Origin of the sequence: Chitinophaga sp. MM2321, from assembly GCF_964033635.1 — a bacterium.
Classification (GTDB): domain Bacteria; phylum Bacteroidota; class Bacteroidia; order Chitinophagales; family Chitinophagaceae; genus Chitinophaga.
This window is the reverse complement of record NZ_OZ035533.1, coordinates 316,608-335,763: the sequence shown is the minus strand read 5'-3', so window position 1 is coordinate 335,763 and position 19,156 is coordinate 316,608. Positions and strand designations below refer to the sequence as shown.

At 45.6% G+C, this 19,156-nt stretch carries 14 protein-coding genes; 2 read left to right on the top strand and 12 right to left on the bottom strand.

The genetic code is table 11. The features are described from left to right. Nucleotides 1-10 precede the first annotated feature (10 nt). Nucleotides 11-1,360, top strand: coding sequence for a histidine--tRNA ligase (hisS, locus tag ABQ275_RS01255; RefSeq protein ID WP_349316446.1), 1,350 nt, complete (start codon nucleotides 11-13; stop codon nucleotides 1,358-1,360). Between the two features lie 72 nt (nucleotides 1,361-1,432). Here hisS and ABQ275_RS01250 read toward each other — a convergent pair whose 3' ends face one another. From ABQ275_RS01250 to ABQ275_RS01230, 5 genes are all read right to left on the bottom strand, one after another. Further along, complete coding sequence (locus ABQ275_RS01250; RefSeq protein ID WP_349316445.1) at nucleotides 1,433-3,430, bottom strand: cytochrome c biogenesis protein CcdA; 1,998 nt, start codon at nucleotides 3,428-3,430, stop codon at nucleotides 1,433-1,435. Between the two features lie 104 nt (nucleotides 3,431-3,534). Beyond that, a complete protein-coding gene (locus tag ABQ275_RS01245) occupies nucleotides 3,535-3,990 on the bottom strand; it encodes a protein-disulfide reductase DsbD domain-containing protein (protein ID WP_349316444.1) in 456 nt (151 codons plus the stop codon). A 32-nt stretch (nucleotides 3,991-4,022) separates the two neighbouring features. Then, complete coding sequence (purQ, locus tag ABQ275_RS01240) at nucleotides 4,023-4,715, bottom strand: phosphoribosylformylglycinamidine synthase subunit PurQ (RefSeq protein ID WP_349316443.1); 693 nt, start codon at nucleotides 4,713-4,715, stop codon at nucleotides 4,023-4,025. 189 nt (nucleotides 4,716-4,904) lie between these two features. Continuing rightward, on the bottom strand, nucleotides 4,905-5,882 hold the full coding sequence (locus ABQ275_RS01235) for a hypothetical protein (protein ID WP_349316442.1): 978 nt from the start codon (nucleotides 5,880-5,882) through the stop codon (nucleotides 4,905-4,907). Between the two features lie 15 nt (nucleotides 5,883-5,897). Continuing rightward, nucleotides 5,898-7,421, bottom strand: coding sequence for a hypothetical protein (locus ABQ275_RS01230; RefSeq protein ID WP_349316441.1), 1,524 nt, complete (start codon nucleotides 7,419-7,421; stop codon nucleotides 5,898-5,900). Nucleotides 7,422-7,622: 201 nt separating this feature from the next. Between ABQ275_RS01230 and ABQ275_RS01225 the strand changes: the two genes are divergently transcribed. Continuing rightward, complete coding sequence (locus ABQ275_RS01225; RefSeq protein WP_349316440.1) at nucleotides 7,623-8,534, top strand: TIGR01777 family oxidoreductase; 912 nt, start codon at nucleotides 7,623-7,625, stop codon at nucleotides 8,532-8,534. Here the strand turns inward: ABQ275_RS01225 and ABQ275_RS01220 are convergent. The 7 genes from ABQ275_RS01220 to ABQ275_RS01190 all read right to left on the bottom strand — a co-directional run bounded on the left by ABQ275_RS01220 (nucleotide 8,527) and on the right by ABQ275_RS01190 (nucleotide 19,130). Next, the gene (locus ABQ275_RS01220; protein WP_349316439.1) at nucleotides 8,527-9,768 is read right to left on the bottom strand and encodes an anthranilate synthase component I family protein; all 1,242 of its coding nucleotides are present in this window, start codon (nucleotides 9,766-9,768) and stop codon (nucleotides 8,527-8,529) included. The two genes, ABQ275_RS01225 and ABQ275_RS01220, sit on opposite strands and share 8 nt — an antisense overlap. A 71-nt stretch (nucleotides 9,769-9,839) precedes the next feature. Next, entirely contained in the window at nucleotides 9,840-10,289 is a 450-nt protein-coding gene (locus ABQ275_RS01215) for a hypothetical protein (RefSeq protein WP_349316438.1), read from the bottom strand. Between the two features lie 94 nt (nucleotides 10,290-10,383). Next, nucleotides 10,384-11,655, bottom strand: coding sequence for an adenylosuccinate synthase (locus ABQ275_RS01210; protein ID WP_349316437.1), 1,272 nt, complete (start codon nucleotides 11,653-11,655; stop codon nucleotides 10,384-10,386). Nucleotides 11,656-11,820: 165 nt separating this feature from the next. Then, nucleotides 11,821-14,064 carry a bifunctional (p)ppGpp synthetase/guanosine-3',5'-bis(diphosphate) 3'-pyrophosphohydrolase gene (locus tag ABQ275_RS01205; protein WP_349316436.1) on the bottom strand — a complete coding sequence of 748 codons (2,244 nt, stop codon included), beginning with the start codon at nucleotides 14,062-14,064 and terminating at the stop codon, nucleotides 11,821-11,823. 126 nt (nucleotides 14,065-14,190) lie between these two features. Next, nucleotides 14,191-14,985 (bottom strand): response regulator transcription factor, encoded by a 795-nt coding sequence (locus tag ABQ275_RS01200; RefSeq protein ID WP_349316435.1) that lies wholly within the window; start codon nucleotides 14,983-14,985, stop codon nucleotides 14,191-14,193. A 105-nt stretch (nucleotides 14,986-15,090) separates the two neighbouring features. Beyond that, nucleotides 15,091-16,533: an alpha-L-fucosidase gene (locus tag ABQ275_RS01195; RefSeq protein ID WP_349316434.1), complete on the bottom strand. Its 1,443-nt coding sequence runs from the start codon at nucleotides 16,531-16,533 to the stop codon at nucleotides 15,091-15,093. Nucleotides 16,534-16,535: 2 nt separating this feature from the next. Then, complete coding sequence (locus ABQ275_RS01190) at nucleotides 16,536-19,130, bottom strand: glycosyl hydrolase 2 galactose-binding domain-containing protein (RefSeq protein ID WP_349316433.1); 2,595 nt, start codon at nucleotides 19,128-19,130, stop codon at nucleotides 16,536-16,538. Between the last annotated feature and the right edge of the window lie 26 nt (nucleotides 19,131-19,156).

Below are 19,156 nucleotides of genomic sequence, written 5' to 3'. Positions count from 1 at the left end.
TTTTTTTGAGATGATAAAACCCGGCATTCCTAAAGGTACCCGTGATTTTGGTCCGGTGGTAGTAAGAAAACGGAACTATATATTCCAGACCATCCGTGAAACCTTTGAGGTATTTGGCTTCCAGCCGCTGGAAACGCCTGCAATGGAAAATTTATCTACCCTCACCGGTAAATACGGCGAAGAAGGCGATAAACTGATGTTCAAAGTGCTGAACAATGGCGACATATTCAACGATGCACAAGCAGCAACAGACAACAAAACACTCGTATCCGCCATCACGGAAAAGGCCCTCCGCTATGACCTCACCATCCCGTTTGCACGCTATGTAGTGATGAATCAGCACGAACTGGCACTACCCTTCAAACGCTATCAGATGCAGCCTGTATGGCGTGCAGATAAGCCGCAGAGAGGCCGTTACCGCGAATTCTATCAGTGTGATGCCGACGTGGTAGGCAGTAACTCCCTCCTCAATGAAGTGGAACTGCTGCTGATCTATGATACCGTATTAACAAAACTGGGCTTACAAGGCTACGAACTACGCATCAACAACCGCAAAATATTAAGTGGCCTGGCTGAAGTGATCGGAAAATCCGAACTGCTCACCGATATCACCATCGCCATCGATAAACTGGATAAAATCGGCGCTGAAGGCGTACGCAAGGAACTAACGGAACGCGGACTCTCAGCAGCAGACATCGTTACTATTGAACAGTTCCTGGCTATCAGCGGCAACAGCGATGAAAAATTAGTGCAACTGAAAGAACTGCTGCAATCCTCTCCCACTGCGCTGAAAGGTATAGAAGAACTGGATTTCGTTATCAATTCCGGCTACGGTAATTTCAACACAACGCCTGTTATAGACGTTACACTGGCACGTGGCCTCAACTACTACACCGGTATGATCGTGGAAGTGAAAGCCCCTGCTACCGTGAAAATGGGCAGCATCGGAGGCGGCGGAAGATACGATGACCTCACTGGTCTTTTTGGTCTGAAAGGTATCTCCGGCGTAGGGATCTCCTTTGGTGTAGACCGCATCTATGATGTGCTGGAAGAACTGCAACTCTTTCCGCAGGCGGCACAGCAATCCACTAAAGTGCTTTTCCTGAATCTTGGGGAAGCCAGCGCCCGCACCGCTTTCAGCTACATGATGCAGCTTCGCGAAAAAGGGATCGCCGCTGAACTGTTCCACGAAAGCGCCAAAATGGATAAACAAATGAAGTATGCCGACAAAAGAGGCATCCCCTATGTGATCATCCTGGGAGAATCAGAACTACAGGAGAATCTTGTGAGCATAAAAAACCTGGCCGATGGCAAACAGGAGAAGATCTCCGCAGCCGCATTGCTGCAATTTGAATTTTAATTACGAACGTATACGATAAAAAAAGCCCCGGAAGTTGAACTTCCGGGGCTTTTTACTTTTTATGCAAATCAGTTATTGCTTGTTCTTAAACGCTTCCAGACCACATTTCAGCCAGTCAGCATATACTTTTGCATCCGGTGTATACCCTACAGGACGTGTGAGCAGTTGCTCATCAGGACTGATCAACGCATAAAAGGGTTGGGAATTATTGGCAAATGTTTCTGTTTGCATGGTCGCAAACTTATCACCAATCGTTATTATTTTCTTCTTATGACCATTGCTGGTTGTAAACAGGAACTGTTCATCTTCCGGTAATACCTTGCGGTCATCCACATACAATGATACCAGGATATAGTTCTCTTCTATCAGCACTTTCACTTCATCTTTAGTCCATACATTTTCCTCCATTTTACGGCAATTAACACATGCCCAACCGGTAAAATCGAGCAGGATCGGTTTGTTCTGTTCCTTCGCCAGTTTCAGTGCTTTCTCATAATCATTCACTACATCAGCTTCCACACCTTTTGCAGCGGCGTCACCATAAATGCTGTAGCTCAATGGTGGCGGGAAACCGCTGATCAATGAACGATTGGCATATTTTGTATTGGTAACACCCGGCACCAGGTAAAGTGTAAATGCCAGGAAAATCAATGCCAGCACAATTCTCGCCGTACTCAGTTTCTTGATTGGGGAATCATGCGGGAAGCGGATCTTACCAAACAGGTACAATACAATACAGATACCGATAATGATCCAGATAGCAAAGAATACTTCACGTGGCAGAATGCCCCAATGTTTTACCAGATCCGCGTTTGACAGGAATTTGATCGCCATGGCCAGTTCCAGGAAACCCAGTACCACCTTTACGGAAGTGAGCCAGCCACCGGATTTTGGCAATGAATTAAGCCATCCCGGGAATAAGGCAAATAAGGCGAAAGGCAATGCCAGCGCAAATCCGAAGCCCGCCATTCCTACAGATAACTGCATCGCACCACCATCCGTAGATAAGGAACCTGCCAGCAAAGAACCCAGGATAGGACCTGTACAGGAGAAGGATACCAGCGCCAAAGTTAAAGCCATGAAGAAAATACCAACCAAACCGCCTACACCCGTTTTAGCGTCTACCTTGTTAGCAAGACTACTGGGCATCGATATTTCAAAATAGCCAAAGAAAGAAATGGCAAATACAATGAAAACAACGAAGAAGATGAGGTTCAGCCAGATATTGGTAGATATATTATTTAGTATTTCCGGATTCAGTGAATCCAGGAAGTGAAACGGCAAGCTGAGTAACACATAGATCAGGAAGATGAAAAAACCATAGATCATGGCATTCATTACACCCTTTTTCTTATCCTGCGATTTTTTGGTAAAGAAAGAAACCGTGAGTGGGATCATCGGGAAAACGCAGGGTGTGAATAATGCGATAAAACCGCCTATCACCCCTAAAATGAATAGTCCCCAGAGGCTTTTTTTGCTACTGCCTTCATGACCGATACCGCCACAATCCTTCACAGGATGTTGCAGATCGATGGCTGTACGCTTCAGCGTTTGCGCGTTGTCGGCAGACTCCTGCAAACCGGCATCTACGCTTACGAGGTTGCCGCCTGCATCTTTATTGAATTTAAAAGCTTCTTCTTCCGGTCCTGCTACCTCATCACCTTTCAGCGCCATATAGCTCACCATACCTTTTACGGATGCAGGTACATCACCACTGAATTTTACAGTGGCCTGCAGTTCTACTTCCTGCTCAAAGTATTTGATTTCAAGGTTGTCAAACAGCGGTTCTTTCCGGCTGTTTAATTTTCCGGCTTCCTGTATCCCTGTAATATTTCCGGCAACGGAACTATCCAGTACGATCCGCGTGTTGGGATCATCATCTCCCATGGTGGTAGAAAAAAGCAGCCAGTCTTTTTCTATGGTACCCTTTGCGTGCAACACATATTCCTGGCTATTCTTTTTCTCTGCGGAAAACTGCCACTTCACGGGCTTCGGGCTTTGTTCCTGCGCGTTTGCACTAAAGGCAAACAAGGCAAAAACCGGTATCAGCAACGCAAGCAAATGCTTCATATAATCAATAGGCTTTAAATAATATAGCGTATAATAAATGACAACGAGTTCCTTTTAGAGGAACTCGTTTATCAAATAACGTATCTTTCATTACCGGGTGCAAATTATTTTCCTCCCACACTAACGGCAAATTCCAGTTCTTTCGGTGGTAAACACTGATGATCATCACATACCATAAACTCCACGGAACCTTTCACTTTTGTGGCAGCTTTACCTTTTACGGTAACTTTCTGCACAAAATCAACGGTGTTTTCGTAATATTTCAGTTCTGAATTAAAGTTTTTGTCGAAAGATTTGTGCACTTTACCTACTTCCACCACTTTACCCACTGTGGCTACCAACGGATTTTTGGAGAATTTAAAAGAGGTGGACACCGGGCCTTCGCCCGCTTCCAGTGCATATAAATGCCAACCCGCATCTATTGTTGCAGTAGCGTGCACTTCGTATGTTGTTGCATTCACCTTTTTCGCAGTAAAGTTCCATTTTACCGGATTCTCAATCTGCGCACTCGCCAATATAGGCAAGGCAAATAAAGCCAATACTGTTAATACCTTTTTCATGCTTTTCTTTTTATATGGTTGGTCGGTTCTACCTAGTTATTATTGATCAGGCTCTGGAAAATGAGCTGTCCGTCGGTATTACCAAGACTACGGCTGGTAGCCCTTTCAGGATGCGGCATCATTCCAAAAACATTCCTTTCCTTGTTACAGATACCAGCGATGTTACGGATGGCACCGTTATGGTTAGCTGAGTCAATAATGTTGCCAAATTCATCACAGTAACGAAACAGGATCTGCTTATTCTTTTCCAGTTGATCCAGTGTGGTATCATCGGCATAGTAACGTCCTTCGCCATGGGCAATAGGAATCATCAGTGGTCTGCCGGTAACATCCTTTGTGAGAGAAGCGGCGCTATTTTCACTTTTCAGGAAAATATTTTTGCAGATGAACTGCTGGTTCTGATTCTGTAACAATACACCCGGCAACAGCCCGGCTTCGCACAGTACCTGGAAACCATTACATACGCCTATTACACGACCTCCTTTGTTGGCAAACTCGATCACACTCTGCATCATAGGGCTGAACCTGGCGATAGCGCCGCAACGCAGGTAATCACCGTAGGAAAATCCACCCGGTAATACAATACAATCTGTTGTGCTAAATGCGCTCAGGTCCTTATCCTTATGCCACAGCTCTATTACTTCCTGTCCCAGATCGTTACGCAGGGAATCAATCATGTCATGATCACAGTTAGAACCCGGAAAGGTGACAACACCAAATTTCATCTGAAAATGTTTTGTGTTTATGTGTAAATAATATTTTTAAATGTATCGTTTCCCTGTGCGTCATATTACATTATTCACTAATAACAACCCCGCCAGGAAAGCACAAAATTACTTCTACATTCGCAATTTTCCATTGCCACTTACCCTGATTTAACAAATTACTGGGAATCAACCGCTTAAAATGAAGGTTTAGCTAAAATATTGCATTACGATTACATATGCCAGCGTAATGAAGTGGATAATATTCGCAAATGTGTCATTAGTGACTGACCAGAATACATGTCCCGCAAAAATGGAGACAGGCAATACGACCAGCACCCAATAACCTGGAGAAAAATGCACATTGAAGAAAGGAACCAATACTGCTACCAATACATAAATGATCAATACCGCCCATATCTTACGACCCTGGATCAACATTTTTTTCAATGGGCGCTGCAACACTAACCAGCCAATGACAAAGAAAAGCACGCAAGCTACCATGGCGCCCCACACCTTATAATCCGTAATCCGGGGCAATGACAGCCCGATATTCGGAATCTTACGCAACAAGGTTATCTGTCCCGTTAAAAACAAATAAGTTCCCATCAGGTACAGCGGGCAAATTAATCCCAGGATGGCAATGATCCACTCCGCCAGCCTGAAAGCACGCATAATCAGCATACTTACCAGCAACAACAGGCAAAGGATAATAGCCGGGAAATAGAATAACCCACAGACTCCCAGCGCAAAACCAATATTAAATACCACATCCCGGGCTGAAGTACGTGTGTACAACTCCGTTATACTGGAAAAAACCCATACCATGATCAGGTTTACCAGCAACGCCGGTGAAAATACATTCCAGCTCTGCAACATCGAGGTAAAAAGCAGGAAGCACATCGCCGGCAAATATGTTGACCTGGGAAATAACCGGTGATGGTTAATGACCTTTGTAAACAACAACGCTTGCAGGAATATGATGATAATGGCCACGCTGGTAAAAAAAAGAGGACTCCCCCCCACCAGCCCGTGCAGCCATTTTACAAGCAGCTCATACAACAACCCTTCCGATCCATCTGCGATATAGGCAACCGGATGCAACAGGTAGTAAAACTTAACCAGCAGGGTATACATTAACAACAGCAAAACCGTAAGCGGATTGCCTGAACGGAAAAATCTTATCACTGTGCAAAGGTGTGATTAAAAGTCAATTTTAGCAAAGCAAATATAATTCCTGTAGATACATGGTACCACTACTGTACGGCCACTGATCTGTTTACCATAACGCGGCATCCAGGTAAAACCTTTGTCCAGGTTACGCAGTGTAGGCATGCGGTTTACTTTACCGCCAGGCGCCAGGCTCACATCTGTCAACAGATAATTTCTTCTGTCCAGTTCATTATAAAGGAAACGCAGTTCACTGCCCACATTCACCATCAGATAAGACAGATACAGATCTGCATTATCATCAAACTGGGCTTTGCGGACAAAATTATTCCACTGCATATTACCTTCTTCATCAAATGACAGCACAGCTATATTATCATAATGATAACGCACCCCTTGTGAATTGTTCCAGTAGTAAGGGTTATAGTACATCGGAGAATAAGGAGAATAGTAATAAGGCGCATACATACCGCCGTAAGGGCTGCCATACATATAGTTCCAGCGGTTCCAGGGCTGATAGCGGGAGGAAGTATAGAAAGATTCCGCCGTCAGCAGAAACCCACCGTTACTGGTATTAATGATGCGACGTATAAAATAATCATTGAATGCGCTGCTGGTATTGGACTCTCCCCGGGCATTCATTTTCAGCTCCGGAGAAAACACCACCGACTTTTCATACACGGGCTTGTTGGCCGTATAATCATGCTTGTAAAGATACATGCCTTCCACATTCCCTCTTTTCTGTTTATAGTAAAAAGCGGTAACCAGTGCAGTATGCCGGCTGTTATCCAGTTTCATCTTTACCTCATCGAGCAACTGTGATTTGAACTGCAGACCGGACGTTTCGAAACTATCTACCAGGGGGCGTTTCAGTACCATTGTTCCGCTGATCACATAGTCGCGGTTAGCAGTACGTTCCAGTTTATTAAACAGCAGATCACCTTCGTTGGTGAGATTGAAATTGCTGAGGAATTGTTTTTTACCCTGCATCGGGAGCGATAAACGACTGTTGTTTACCAGGGCCATGGCGCTATCATACAGGAATGTATAAAATACGTTGTTATCTTCCTTATCCTGGTTAATCTTATATACCATGATCCGGTTCTTATCTTCCGATACTTCTACGGAATACACCTTGTTCTCTTTTGAATAGAGGCCGATACGGGTAGAATCGATCATCAGCGGCGCATCATTAAACTTTGCATCCGGCGACATGGTGGCGCAAAAACTATATACGGCATCCTTGCGCTGGAACTGGTAGATCATCAGCACTTTGTTCTGATAGGCTACAAAGTCCATGCTGATCACCTTCCTTGGCAGGAAGTCCAGTTTCACCCGGTCTTTCAGCTGCATTTCCCCATCATATACAGACACGGCATAATCGCCACGGTCTGTTTTATACACGAGGATATTACCAGCTACTTTGCCAATGATTTCAAATTCGGTGCTTTTGTAGTCATCCTTTTCGGGTTCTGAATAGGATATCTTCTGGGCCATTGCTGCGGTGCCGGCAAATAGCAGCAACAATAACAGTTGGATGCGGTATAGCGTATGCATGCTGTATCTGAGTTTCAAATATTGTCGTTGTTGAGACGGTGAAGATGCAACTGAATGCACCATTTTCAAACTTACATTAAAAATAAGAATTTAATGCGCCAATTTCCGCGATGTGATTCCCGCTCTTACTTAAATACCAAAAGGCCCGATTTATTGTGTAATTTTAATAAATTATTTTTTTTTAAAAGCAGACTATACTTAATGGAGACCGTTATTATAACCGGCGGAACTGGACTGGTGGGTACGGCGTTAACCAACCAGCTGCTGGAGCGCGGCTACAAGGTGATTATTCTTACCAGGCAACCTGAAAAGGGCACTAACAAGGCTGTCAGTTATGCACGCTGGGATATTGAGCAACAAACACTGGACATCTCTGCCTTACAGCAGGCTGATTATATTGTACATCTGGCGGGCGCCAATGTAGGAGATAAACGCTGGACAACTGCACGTAAACAGGAAATTATTGATAGCCGTACAAAGAGCAGTGAACTGATCTTTAAGGCATTACAAACAAATCCGAATAAAGTAAAAAAAGTGATCAGTGCCTCCGCTACCGGCTATTATGGCATTACAAAAGATCATCCCTTTACAGAAACTGATCCCCCGGCTGATGACTACCTCGGCACTACCTCCGTTGCCTGGGAAAAAAGTATTGCACAGGTTATCTCACTGGATAAGAAACTGGTCATATTCCGCACCGGCATGGTGCTGAGTAAGGACGGCGGCGCACTCAAAGAATTTTATAAACCACTTCGTTTTGGATTTGCCACCATTCTCGGTTCCGGCGACCAATATATCAGCTGGATACACATCCAGGATCTCGTCAGGTTATATTTCAATGCCATCGTAAACGACCGCCTGGAGGGCATTTACAATGCAGTAGCCCCCAACCCCGTGACGCATAAGGAACTGGTACTGGCGATGGCCCATGCTGCCAAAGGGCGCAGTTACGTCACCAGCTATGTTCCTGCTTTTGCTCTGAAACTCGCCCTGGGAGAGATGAGCATCGAAGTACTGAAAAGCGTAAATGCCTCTTCCCGTAAAATCCAGGATACCGGATTCCAGTTCTCCTACCCTACGGTACAGGAAGCAATGGAACAATTATTTAAATAAGTGTTTTATTCATCGCAGCAGCTTTCAGCAAACATTCTTCCCACTCTTTTTCGGGATCACTGGAAAAAGTGATGGCGGAACCGGTCTGGAAAGACAAATATTGATTGGCTGCATTATAGAGCATACTGCGAATAACTACATTGAAATCGAAATCACCTGCAGGGGTGATGTAGCCAACAGCACCGGAATAAAGTCCACGGCGGCTTTGCTCGTATTGTTCAATCAGTTCCATCACCCGGATTTTAGGGGCGCCTGTCATGGAGCCCATCGGGAAAGCATGGCTGATCACTTCAGTAAGCGGTATATCGGGAGATAATTGTGCGGAGATAGTAGAAATCATGTGATGTACCTGTGCAAAAGAATAGATGCCACACAACTCGACAACTTTAACACTGCCGCGCAGGGCTGTATGTGACAAATCATTTCTTACCAGGTCTACCACCATAATATTTTCAGCGCGCTCTTTTGCACTGCGCAACAGTTGTTGCCGCAATTGCAGATCCACAGCGGGATCGGGGTCTTTGCGGCTGGTTCCTTTTATTGGCTGGGAGATAACGGTGTTTCCTTTCTTCTGCAAAAAACGTTCGGGACTGGAACAGATCAGATATTTATCATGTACCCGGTAATATGCTGCAAAAGGTGCCGGTGACAGGGTATTCAGCTGCGTAAATAACGCAGGCGGATATACGCTCACTCCTTCCATATAATTTTCCCGGCAGAAATTTACTTCATAACAATCACCGCGCTGAATGTGTCCTTGCAGGTCTTTCACAGCACGGATGTAGCGGTCGTGATCTAGGTGCGCCCGGAGCTGCTGCACGCGGGCCACAGCGGGCTGTATCACGTTAACGGGCATACGCAGGCATTCCTGGTATACCGCCAGTGCTTCCTGCTCCGTGAAGGCTTCACCGCCAATATGCACCTGCTCCTGTTGGAGCCGGATAACCACGCGGGGCCTGAAAAAGCACATATCTGCAAAGCCAATACCATCGGGGTTACGGGATTTCAGCCCAGGTACTACTTCATTCTTAAGATCGTAGGAGAGATGACCGAAAAGCCAGTCTTTGTGGATATCATAAAAATCCTGTAAAGCGGTGAAAGCGTTGCCGGCATTTACTTCCAGCAGTTGCAATGCATCCGCAGCCAACAGGACTTCGTATTGATGATAGGCAGATGGATAATTATTATTGTCCAATAAACAACAAATGTTGAACTGGTTTCCCCAATCCAACATTTGTTGCTTAAATATTTTGTGATCATCAATCGGAAAAGTGTGAAATATCCTGATAATAATCGCTTTAGTGCTTAAAAATCATCGTCCTCATCGTCAAAACGATCATTGAACAGATCCATGTCCTTGAATTCATCATCGATGCCCAGATCATCATCGTCATCGGCTTTTTTACCGCCAGTGCTTGGCCGGCCGCGTTTACCTTTTGACTTAGGCATGTCAAACTCTTCAAAGTCAGGATCATAATCATCATCTTCTCCTTTCTCCCAGGCATCATCTGCATCATCGCTATCATCATCTCCGTCTTCCTCATCCTCATCGTCGTTTTTACGCTTGGATTTTGAAGCTGGCTTATCTGATTTTTTTGAGGCCGTTTTGGAAGTGGTTTCATCCTCCTCTTCATCCTCATCATCATCATCATCCACCTCTTTCTTAGGCTTGGCCGCAGCTTTAGGAGCGTCTTTTGCAGTCTTAGGAGAAGTAGTTTTTTTCGTCTCTTTCTCTTTATCAGATTTTGATTTCATAATAGGTCACTTAATTTCTTTGCCGTAAAGTTTTAACAGTTTTTTTTATTAGCCAAATTTTTTTTGCCGTTTTTTTTCCTTACTTTTTTTGGATCTATTTTTCGAGGATCTGATCGCGTCCCGGCCCGTTGGAAACATATTTCACCGGTACCTCCAGATATTTATCTACTGCTGATACAAATGCTGTCATTTCAGCTGGTAACTCATTGAATTGCTTGCAGGTAGCAGTTTTTTCACTCCAGCCTTTAAATGTTTCCCACACCGGTTTAATGTCCAGACCATTTAACTGGAAAGGTAATTGTTTGGTTTGTTTACCATCAATTTCATAAGCGGTGCAAGCTAAAACTTCATCAAATTCATCCAGTACATCACTTTTTGTCATCACCAGTTGCGTAACGCCGCTCAGCATGCAGGTATAGTTCAGGGCAACCAGGTCAATCCAGCCACAGCGGCGGGGACGGCCTGTTACAGCACCAAACTCATGACCGGCAGCACGCAACCTTTCGCCGGTAGCGTCATGCAGCTCAGTAGGGAATGGTCCGCTACCTACGCGGGTACAATATGCTTTGGTAACGCCAATTACTTCTTTAATCCACTGTGGCGCAATTCCCAGACCGGTACATACACCGGCAGAAATAGTATTGGAAGAAGTTACAAATGGATAAGTACCGAAATCTACGTCCAGCATACTTCCCTGCGCACCTTCCGCCAGCACTTTCTTACCGGCTTTCAGTTTTTCGTTCAGGAAATATTCTCCACTTACCACATTCATTTGCTGCAGGAAAGGGATGGCTTCAAAAAACTCAGCTTCCCAGGCAGCAATATCTTCGTTGAGTCCTTCAATATCGTATTGAGACAGCAGTTGCAGATGCTTCTGCTTCAGTTTTTCGTATAACGCTTTAAAATTGGGAGAGAGTACATCTCCGACGCGTAAACCGTTCCGGCCTGTTTTATCCATATAGGCAGGGCCTATACCTTTCAAGGTAGAACCTATTTTGTCATTTCCTTTTGATATTTCGGAAGCCTTGTCCAGCGCACGGTGCGTAGGAACAATAATATGCGTTTTTTCCGCAATAAAAAGATTTTTTGTCAGGTCTATACCCAGGGCTGAAATATCTTCACTTTCCTTTTTAAATGCCACCGGATCCAGTACCACGCCGTTACCGATAAGGTTAATGGTCTTCTCATGGAATACACCGGAAGGAATGGTGCGCAAAACTACTTTCTGTCCATTTACATACAAGGTATGACCTGCGTTCGGTCCACCCTGGAAACGGGCAATCACGTCGTACCTGCCGGCAAAATAGTCCACAATTTTACCTTTACCTTCGTCGCCCCATTGCAGGCCTAACAAAACGTCTACCATAATGATTTAATTAATTATCGGAGGTTGTTGCTTTTTAAAAGAAGCTGCGAAATTACAAATCATTTAGGAATTTTTTGATTTTCGTATTCAGACATTTAATCCCTGTAGCAGATCCGCCACCAAAGCAAAATAACTAAATAACAAAATAGTAAAATGACTAAATAATCAGGACTCTTCCAAACGCTGCACAGATTGTATCCCATCCAGCTTTTTAAGCCTTTCCACGAGCTCGTCCAGTTCCTCCTTATCATGTACATACACTTTGATCAGCCCCTCGAATAAGCCCTCTTTCGACTCAATACTGAGCGCGGAAATATTTACTTTCAGTTCGCCGGAAATAATATTGGTGATCTTATGAATGACACCCACATCATCCATACCTATGATACGCAGCCCTGTCAGGAAGGATATCTCCCTGTTTTTCACCCACTTGGTCTTTACCACCCGATGGCCATAATTAGCCAGTAACTGCGCGGCATTGGGGCAGTTGGTGCGGTGGATCTTCAACCCTTCGCTGGCGGTAATAAACCCAAACACGTCGTCGCCCGGAATAGGACGGCAACAATTGGCCAGCTTATAGGCAATCCTGTCTGAGCTTTCACCGAAAATGATCAGTTCCGCATCTTTTTTGGAAGGAATCTGGTGCTTCACGTGTTCTTCCGGCACATGTTCCGGTACTTTTACCGGTTTTGGGGGTTCCAGCTTGTCGCCCAAAACAGAAAACTGTTTGAGCTCTTTCAGGTCAATATTCTTAACCGCTACCTGGTAATACAGGTCCAGCGGGGAAGGTTGTTTATAGAATTGTACCAGCTCATTAATATTATGTTGACTGGTGGTAATTTTCATGTGATCCAGCTTGCGTTCCAGCGCAGCCTTCCCGTCCATGGCCACTTTTCGTTTTTCTTCCTTGAGCGCATCCTTGATTTTGGATTTTGCTTTGGCCGTCAGTACAAAGTTGAGCCAGTCTTCCGACGGCTTCTGTTTGTTGGACGTAATAATCTCTACCTGGTCCCCACTGCGGAGCTTGTGGCTGAGCGGTACCAGTTTATAATTCACTTTGGCGCCGATACACTTGTTCCCTACCGCACTATGGATAGAATAAGCAAAATCCAGCGCAGTAGAGTTGACCGGCAATATTTTCAGATCACCTTTTGGTGTATAAACGTAAATTTCTTCGGTAAAAAGATTGCTTTTGAAATCGGCGAGGAAGTCCAGCGTATTGGAATCGGGGTTGTTCAGGATTTCCCGGATCTGGGTAAACCACTGATCAAATTTGGATTCCTGCTGCGGATTGGGACTGCCTTCCTTATAGCGCCAGTGCGCTGCCACGCCTTTTTCAGCGTATTCATTCATGCGTTTGGAGCGAATCTGCACCTCTACCCATTTTCCGTTGGGCCCCATCACGGTTACGTGCAATGCCTCATAACCATTGGATTTTGGGTTGCTCAGCCAGTCGCGCGTACGTTCCGGGCTGGGGTGGTAGAAGTCTGTGATGATGGAATACACTTTCCAGCAATCTGCTTTTTCCTTTTCCAATGAAGAGTCCAGGATAATGCGGATGGCAAAAAGATCGTATACCTCTTCAAAGGCAACTCCTTTGGTTTTGATCTTATTATGAATGGAATGGATCGACTTGGGACGACCATAGATGTCGAAAACAAATCCTTCTTCCTGCAATACTTCCTTGATAGGCTTGATAAATTCGTTGATATAGCGGGTACGCTCGCGTTTTGTTTCTTTAAGACGCCGGGCTATTTCACGGTAGGTTTGTTGCTCCGTGTACTTCATAGCCAGGTCTTCCATTTCGGATTTGATGTTATACAATCCGAGACGGTGGGCCAGCGGGGCGTAGATAAATACGGTTTCCGAGGCTATTTTCAGCTGTTTTTCCCGGCTCATGCTGTCCAGCGTGCGCATATTATGCAGCCTGTCTGCCAGCTTGATCAGGATTACCCTGGGATCATCTGCCAGGGTCAGCAATATTTTCTTGAAATTCTCCGCCTGTGCCGTGCTGGTACTGGAATCAATGACGGTAGATATTTTGGTGAGGCCATCCACGATGTGGGCGATCTCATTACCAAATTCACGGGATACGTCTTCCAGGGTCACCTCTGTGTCTTCCACGGTATCATGCAGTAAGGCACAAATGGCTGAACGTACGCCCAGTCCGGCTTCTTCCACACAAATCTGTGCTACGGCCAGGGGATGCAGAATATAAGGTTCACCGGATTTGCGCCGCATTTCCTTATGGGCATCTGCTGCCATTTCAAAAGCAGTGCGTACCAGCTCCCGGTCGCCTTTTTTCAAACGGGGTTTCAATGCCCTTAATAAAGCGCGGTAATGCCGGACTATCTCTTTCTTTTCCTGCTCTTCGTCTAAATTATATTTTTGAACTACCACTGTTTCCATCGGGCTTAAAGTTACGATTTAATATAATCTGAAAGAAAAGCAGGAAATGAAATACTTATAAGCATACAAAAAAGCATGGCGGACCCTGGAAGGTCCTGCCATGCTTATAAATAGGAAACACCAAAACTACAACATAGAATTATTAAGCGGGATCGTAATCTTTTCGACCTTCAGGTCTTCGGGCACATTCAGGCGGATACCAACGTTATGAATTGTTTCCAGTTCAATACGTGGTTCAATTTTCAGCTGTTTGCGCACCTTGCCGAGGAATACATCCATCGTACGGCTGGAATAAAAATCATCTTTACCCCACACCTTCAGCAGCAGTTCATCACGTTTGATGATGATATTGGGACGGGAAAAGAAGTAGCGGAGCACTTTGGCTTCTGTCGGGGAAATTTTACCAATGGCGCCGGTAATATCCTTATCATACACCTTCAGCTTCCGGTAATGGAAGATGAACTGGCCAAAGGAATGGCCGATAAGGAGTTCTGTCTTAATGGGCCTGGTCCATTTCAGAAAGGAAAGGATGCGGTATTGCAGCTCCGGCAAGCTGAATGGCTTCACCAGGTAGCCGTCGGCGCCAAGATCAAAACCACCCATACGGTCCCCGTCCATCGTTCGCTCGGAAGAAAAGAAGAAAATGGGGGTTAGCGTTGTTTTCTTGCGGATTTCGTGTGCCAGCTCAAAACCATTCATTTTTGGCAGTACAATGTCTACCAGACAAAGATCATAACGTGTTTGCTGAAATTTTTCCCAGCCTTGCTGGCCGTCAAAACAATGTTCTACCCGATATCCAACTTCTTCCAGGTTCTTCTTTACAATGTTACCATACACCATGTCGTCCTCTACAAGTAAGATTCTGGGATTCTTGTTGATATTGGTGCTCAGTTGCGGATTTTTATGCAGGTTGTTGTTCATATGACTCCCTTTGGTAAAAGTGTTCTACTATAAAACAAAAAAAAGGCTACCGCGGGTAAGCGGCAGCCTGACTTTTTGTTTATTCACCTGCTATTCACATAAATATCACATCTTATCCACAGCCGGAATCCTGATGGCCACAGCATGCTTCCAGTCTTTCTGACGAACACTTTCAGGCATTTTTACCACTACCCCTTCCGTTGTAGTTTTCCACATTAATTTATTTTTAGTTCCTAACACCTCCAAACGGGTCCCTTTTGCCGGAATCATCCCCTTAAAAGTGATGGAAGCAGGTAATTTTTCGTTTTCATCCAGCAGATAGATCGCGTAAACGCTGCCATCTTTCTTGTTGCGGGTAAAACACACCTTGCCATCTTTATAAGGCGCCACCGCACGGGTGCCATAAATAGCCTCCCCGTTTATCTTCATCCAGGCGCCGATTCCCTTCATGGTAGTGTAAGCCTGCGCATGTAGCTCTCCATCCGGGCCGGGACCTACATTCAGCAAATAGTTGCCGCCTTTGGCCACAATATCCACCAGGTTGTGAACGATGGTGTTCACAGATTTATATTTATCATCCGGTACGTAAGACCAGGAACTTCCCATGGTCATACAGGTTTCCCAGGGATAGCTCAACGGCTTTTCCGGGATCTCCTGCTCCGGCGTACGGTAATTTTCATACGGCCCGTGCACACTACGGTCTACCACAATCAATCCAGGCTGGTGGCTCCGCGCCATAGCAGTGATCCGTCCCATATCAATATCCTGGTCCTGTGGCAACGTTTTACTCCAGGACAAAGATTCTTTGGTCTGCTGCCCCAGCGGCCGCACCCAGCCACCATCCAGCCAAAGGATTTCGAGCTTGCCGTAGCCGGTCATCAGCTCTTCAATCTGGTTGTAGGTAAACTGTTTGAACTGGTTCCATCTCTCCGGATATTTCTTCACATCGTAGTTCACGTTCCGGTCCTTTGGCGGGAAATAATCCCACCAGTAAGCATCTGAGTGCCAGTCTGGTTTGGAAAAGTAAGCGCCGGCATGAATGCCTTCCTTACGAAAAGCCTCAAATACTTCTTTTGCGATATTGGCGCGCGGATTCTTGCTGAATGCGCCATCCGGCGCTGTTACCTTGTAATCTGTTTGTTTGGTATCAAACATACAGAAGCCGTCATGGTGTTTGGTAGTAAATACCAGGTACTTCATACCGGCATCTTTCGCCGCTTTAGCCCAATGTTCCGGTGCAAAATGGGTAGGATTGAAGGACTTTGCCAGTGCTTCATACTTTTGCAGGTATTCGAAATAGGGCATTTTCGGAAACTTCCGGCTTGTCCATGGCTCGTCTTCCGGACAGATACTCCAGGATTCCACTACACCCCACTGGGAATAAGCCCCCCAGTGTACAATCATCCCGAACTTCCAGTCCTGCCACTCATCCAGCTTTTGGATCACTGCCTGATCCGTTTCGGGCACATAGGGCGACTCCCCGCTTTGTGCATTGGCTGCATTTACACACATCCACACGCAACCTAATGCCATCCATAATTTTCGCATAGTCAATGTTTATAAGAATCTACCAAAGATGTTATTTTCAAAGCAGCCTTTATGGCTACCGGGTTTCTTCCTGTATACAATCTGATGGTTTTATTTTCTCCTGGCAACAAATCAAAATAATTTTCTTCAAAACGCTCTTCCGGCGCGGCATCTTCCAGGTTCAGGTAAACATTTCTCGCCAGTTTATCCGACCTGATGGTTACATACACATATTCCCCCTGCTGCTGTTGCTTACCAAAAGTGACCTGGATCTGCGGCGTTTCCAGCCTCATGTCTTTTGCCGCGGTAAAGTAAAAGATATTTCTTTCCATATCCTTACTGTCAATTCGCAGTTGCGCATGGAATATTACCGTCGCGGGGTTCTTTCCCTGTAAAATCTCCGCGGTATCCACCGTAAAAAACTTTTTGCTGGTATTGGCCCTGATGGTGATGTCTTTCAATGTTTGCTGCCACAGCTGCTTGCCGCCGGTATCAACAGCTGTAAGCACCAGGTCTGCTTTCCGGTCCGTCTGTTCGTCTGAAACGATGTAGGTAACCAGCTTTCCCGCTTCTATCACAGTAGATACCAGCCGGGGTTTAAAGGCTTCTTTTACATAGTATTGCAGGGCTTTCCAACGGCCGTAGTAATCCCTTCCCGACCAGGAAGCGCCCGGCCAGCAATCATTGAGCTGCCAGTACAAAGTACCCATACAATAAGGCATCGCCCTGCGGTGCGCTTCTATGGCCACTTTCATACCTTCCGCCTGCAATACCTGGCTGAGGTATACAAAGGAAGGAAAATCCTTTGGTGCCTGATAATAGTGCAGCATATAGGTTTTGATAGCCGTATTTCCTTTGGCAGGGCTCTTCTGATGTCCCTGCATTACATTTGAGAAAATGTCGTAATCATCTTTTGTCGCAAAGGTGTTGATGGTTTCCATACCGGGAAACGACTGAAAACCATACTCGCTCATAAAACGGGGAACATGCGTATTAAAGGCTTCAAACCATTCCATCCCATGCCATACGCCCCAGTAATGGTTATCTCCTTTTGCAAAATCTTCTTGCTTTCCCCAGTTACTGATGGGAGAAGAATGGAAATAGAATTTCCCGGGATCATTTTCCTGTACCTGTTGCGGCAATACTTCTTTAAAAAGCGCATCGTATCCTTTCAGTAAACTGTTCCATTGTGTTTCCGTATAGGCGTAACCGTTTTCCCAGCCCCAGTTCTTTATCGCGACCGCTACTTCGTTATTACCACACCAGAGCGCCAGCGAAGGATGGTTACGCAGCCGCCGGATATTATAGGCTGCCTCCTCTTTTACATTTTGCAGGAAAGCCGTATCGGAAGGATAGAGTGTGCAGGCAAACATGAAATCCTGCCATACTAGGATTCCCATCTTATCTGCCAGTGTATAAAATTTATCTTCTTCATAAATACCGCCTCCCCATACACGTACCATATTAAAGCCGGAGCTATGCATATCTTCAAACAATCGCTGGTACTGCTTTTCGGTTACGCGGGGCAGGAAATTATCCTGCGGGATATAGTTGGCGCCTTTCATAAAAACAGGCTTACCATTCACTTTCACATAAAAGCTCTCGCCCAGGCTATCGGGTTTGTTGACCACTTCAATGGTGCGTAGACCAATAAATTCCTGTTGCTGTGCCAGTGTTTCCCGGTTGCTGCGCAATTCCGCCTTAAAGGTATAACCTGTCTGCTCTCCCATTCCGGCGGGCCACCATAGCTGCGGTTGCCTGATTGTAAAAGGTACATTTACAGTGTTGATACCCTTTTTCAGGGTCACGGGCAGCGTGGTCACTACCGTTGTTTTACCGGACAACTGCCGGGAGATATGCATGCTGTAAGTGCCCGCAGTAGCTGCTTCCAGGGTAACCCGGGCATTCATACCTGCGTGTGTGGCATCCAGCTTTGTTTGTTGCCACCAAACATCGCGGATGGTGGCTTTATTCCAGGACCGTAAATAAACAGGCCGCCAGATCCCTGAAGTAACCAGGCGCGGGCCCCAGTCCCAACCGTAGTGATACGGCGCTTTGCGGGCATAAATACTTAGAGGAATATCGCTGGCATCGTTGCCGGCAGGATAGATCACACTGTCTGCCAGGAATTTCGGCATGTCGTGCTTAACGGGGCTTTTAAACAGGATGCGCAACTCATTTTCACCGGCTACCAGCCGGTTTTTTACGTTTAGCACCCTTTCTACAAACATATTGGCAGATTGCAGGACCAGGTGGTTGTTCAGATACACTTCCGCATACGTATCCAGTCCTTTAAAATCCAGTTCTATCACGTCATATTGCAGCTCCGCTGCAGTAACATTCCATTTTTTACGATACAGCCAGTCTTTTTTGTCTACCCATTGCACTGCTTTTTCATTGGTGCCCACAAATGGATCAGGGATGAGTTTCAGCGCCAGCAGATCGGTGTGTACCGTGCCCGGCACGGTGGCAGGACGCCAGATGCCTTCATCTGCACGGGAAAATTCCCAACCGGATAACAGCGGATTTCCGCTTGTATCCTGTGCATAAATCGATTTAGTAAAACAGGTTAAAAAAAAGAGCGCGATACAGATGCGGCTCCAGCCAATATATTTCATATCCTCATTTTTCTACAGGGTCAAAA

Excerpts from the sequence above, each read along its gene's own strand:
- hisS (WP_349316446.1), top strand. The coding sequence starts at position 11 with ATGATAAAACCCGGCATTCCTAAAGGTACCCGTGATTTTGGTCCGGTG.
- ABQ275_RS01250 (WP_349316445.1), bottom strand. The coding sequence starts at position 3,430 with ATGAAGCATTTGCTTGCGTTGCTGATACCGGTTTTTGCCTTGTTTGCC.
- ABQ275_RS01245 (WP_349316444.1), bottom strand. The coding sequence starts at position 3,990 with ATGAAAAAGGTATTAACAGTATTGGCTTTATTTGCCTTGCCTATATTG.
- purQ (WP_349316443.1), bottom strand. The coding sequence starts at position 4,715 with ATGAAATTTGGTGTTGTCACCTTTCCGGGTTCTAACTGTGATCATGAC.
- ABQ275_RS01230 (WP_349316441.1), bottom strand. The coding sequence starts at position 7,421 with ATGCATACGCTATACCGCATCCAACTGTTATTGTTGCTGCTATTTGCC.
- ABQ275_RS01225 (WP_349316440.1), top strand. The coding sequence starts at position 7,623 with ATGGAGACCGTTATTATAACCGGCGGAACTGGACTGGTGGGTACGGCG.
- ABQ275_RS01220 (WP_349316439.1), bottom strand. The coding sequence starts at position 9,768 with ATGTTGGATTGGGGAAACCAGTTCAACATTTGTTGTTTATTGGACAAT.
- ABQ275_RS01215 (WP_349316438.1), bottom strand. The coding sequence starts at position 10,289 with ATGAAATCAAAATCTGATAAAGAGAAAGAGACGAAAAAAACTACTTCT.
- ABQ275_RS01210 (WP_349316437.1), bottom strand. The coding sequence starts at position 11,655 with ATGGTAGACGTTTTGTTAGGCCTGCAATGGGGCGACGAAGGTAAAGGT.
- ABQ275_RS01205 (WP_349316436.1), bottom strand. The coding sequence starts at position 14,064 with ATGGAAACAGTGGTAGTTCAAAAATATAATTTAGACGAAGAGCAGGAA.
- ABQ275_RS01200 (WP_349316435.1), bottom strand. The coding sequence starts at position 14,985 with ATGAACAACAACCTGCATAAAAATCCGCAACTGAGCACCAATATCAAC.
- ABQ275_RS01195 (WP_349316434.1), bottom strand. The coding sequence starts at position 16,533 with ATGCGAAAATTATGGATGGCATTAGGTTGCGTGTGGATGTGTGTAAAT.
- ABQ275_RS01190 (WP_349316433.1), bottom strand. The coding sequence starts at position 19,130 with ATGAAATATATTGGCTGGAGCCGCATCTGTATCGCGCTCTTTTTTTTA.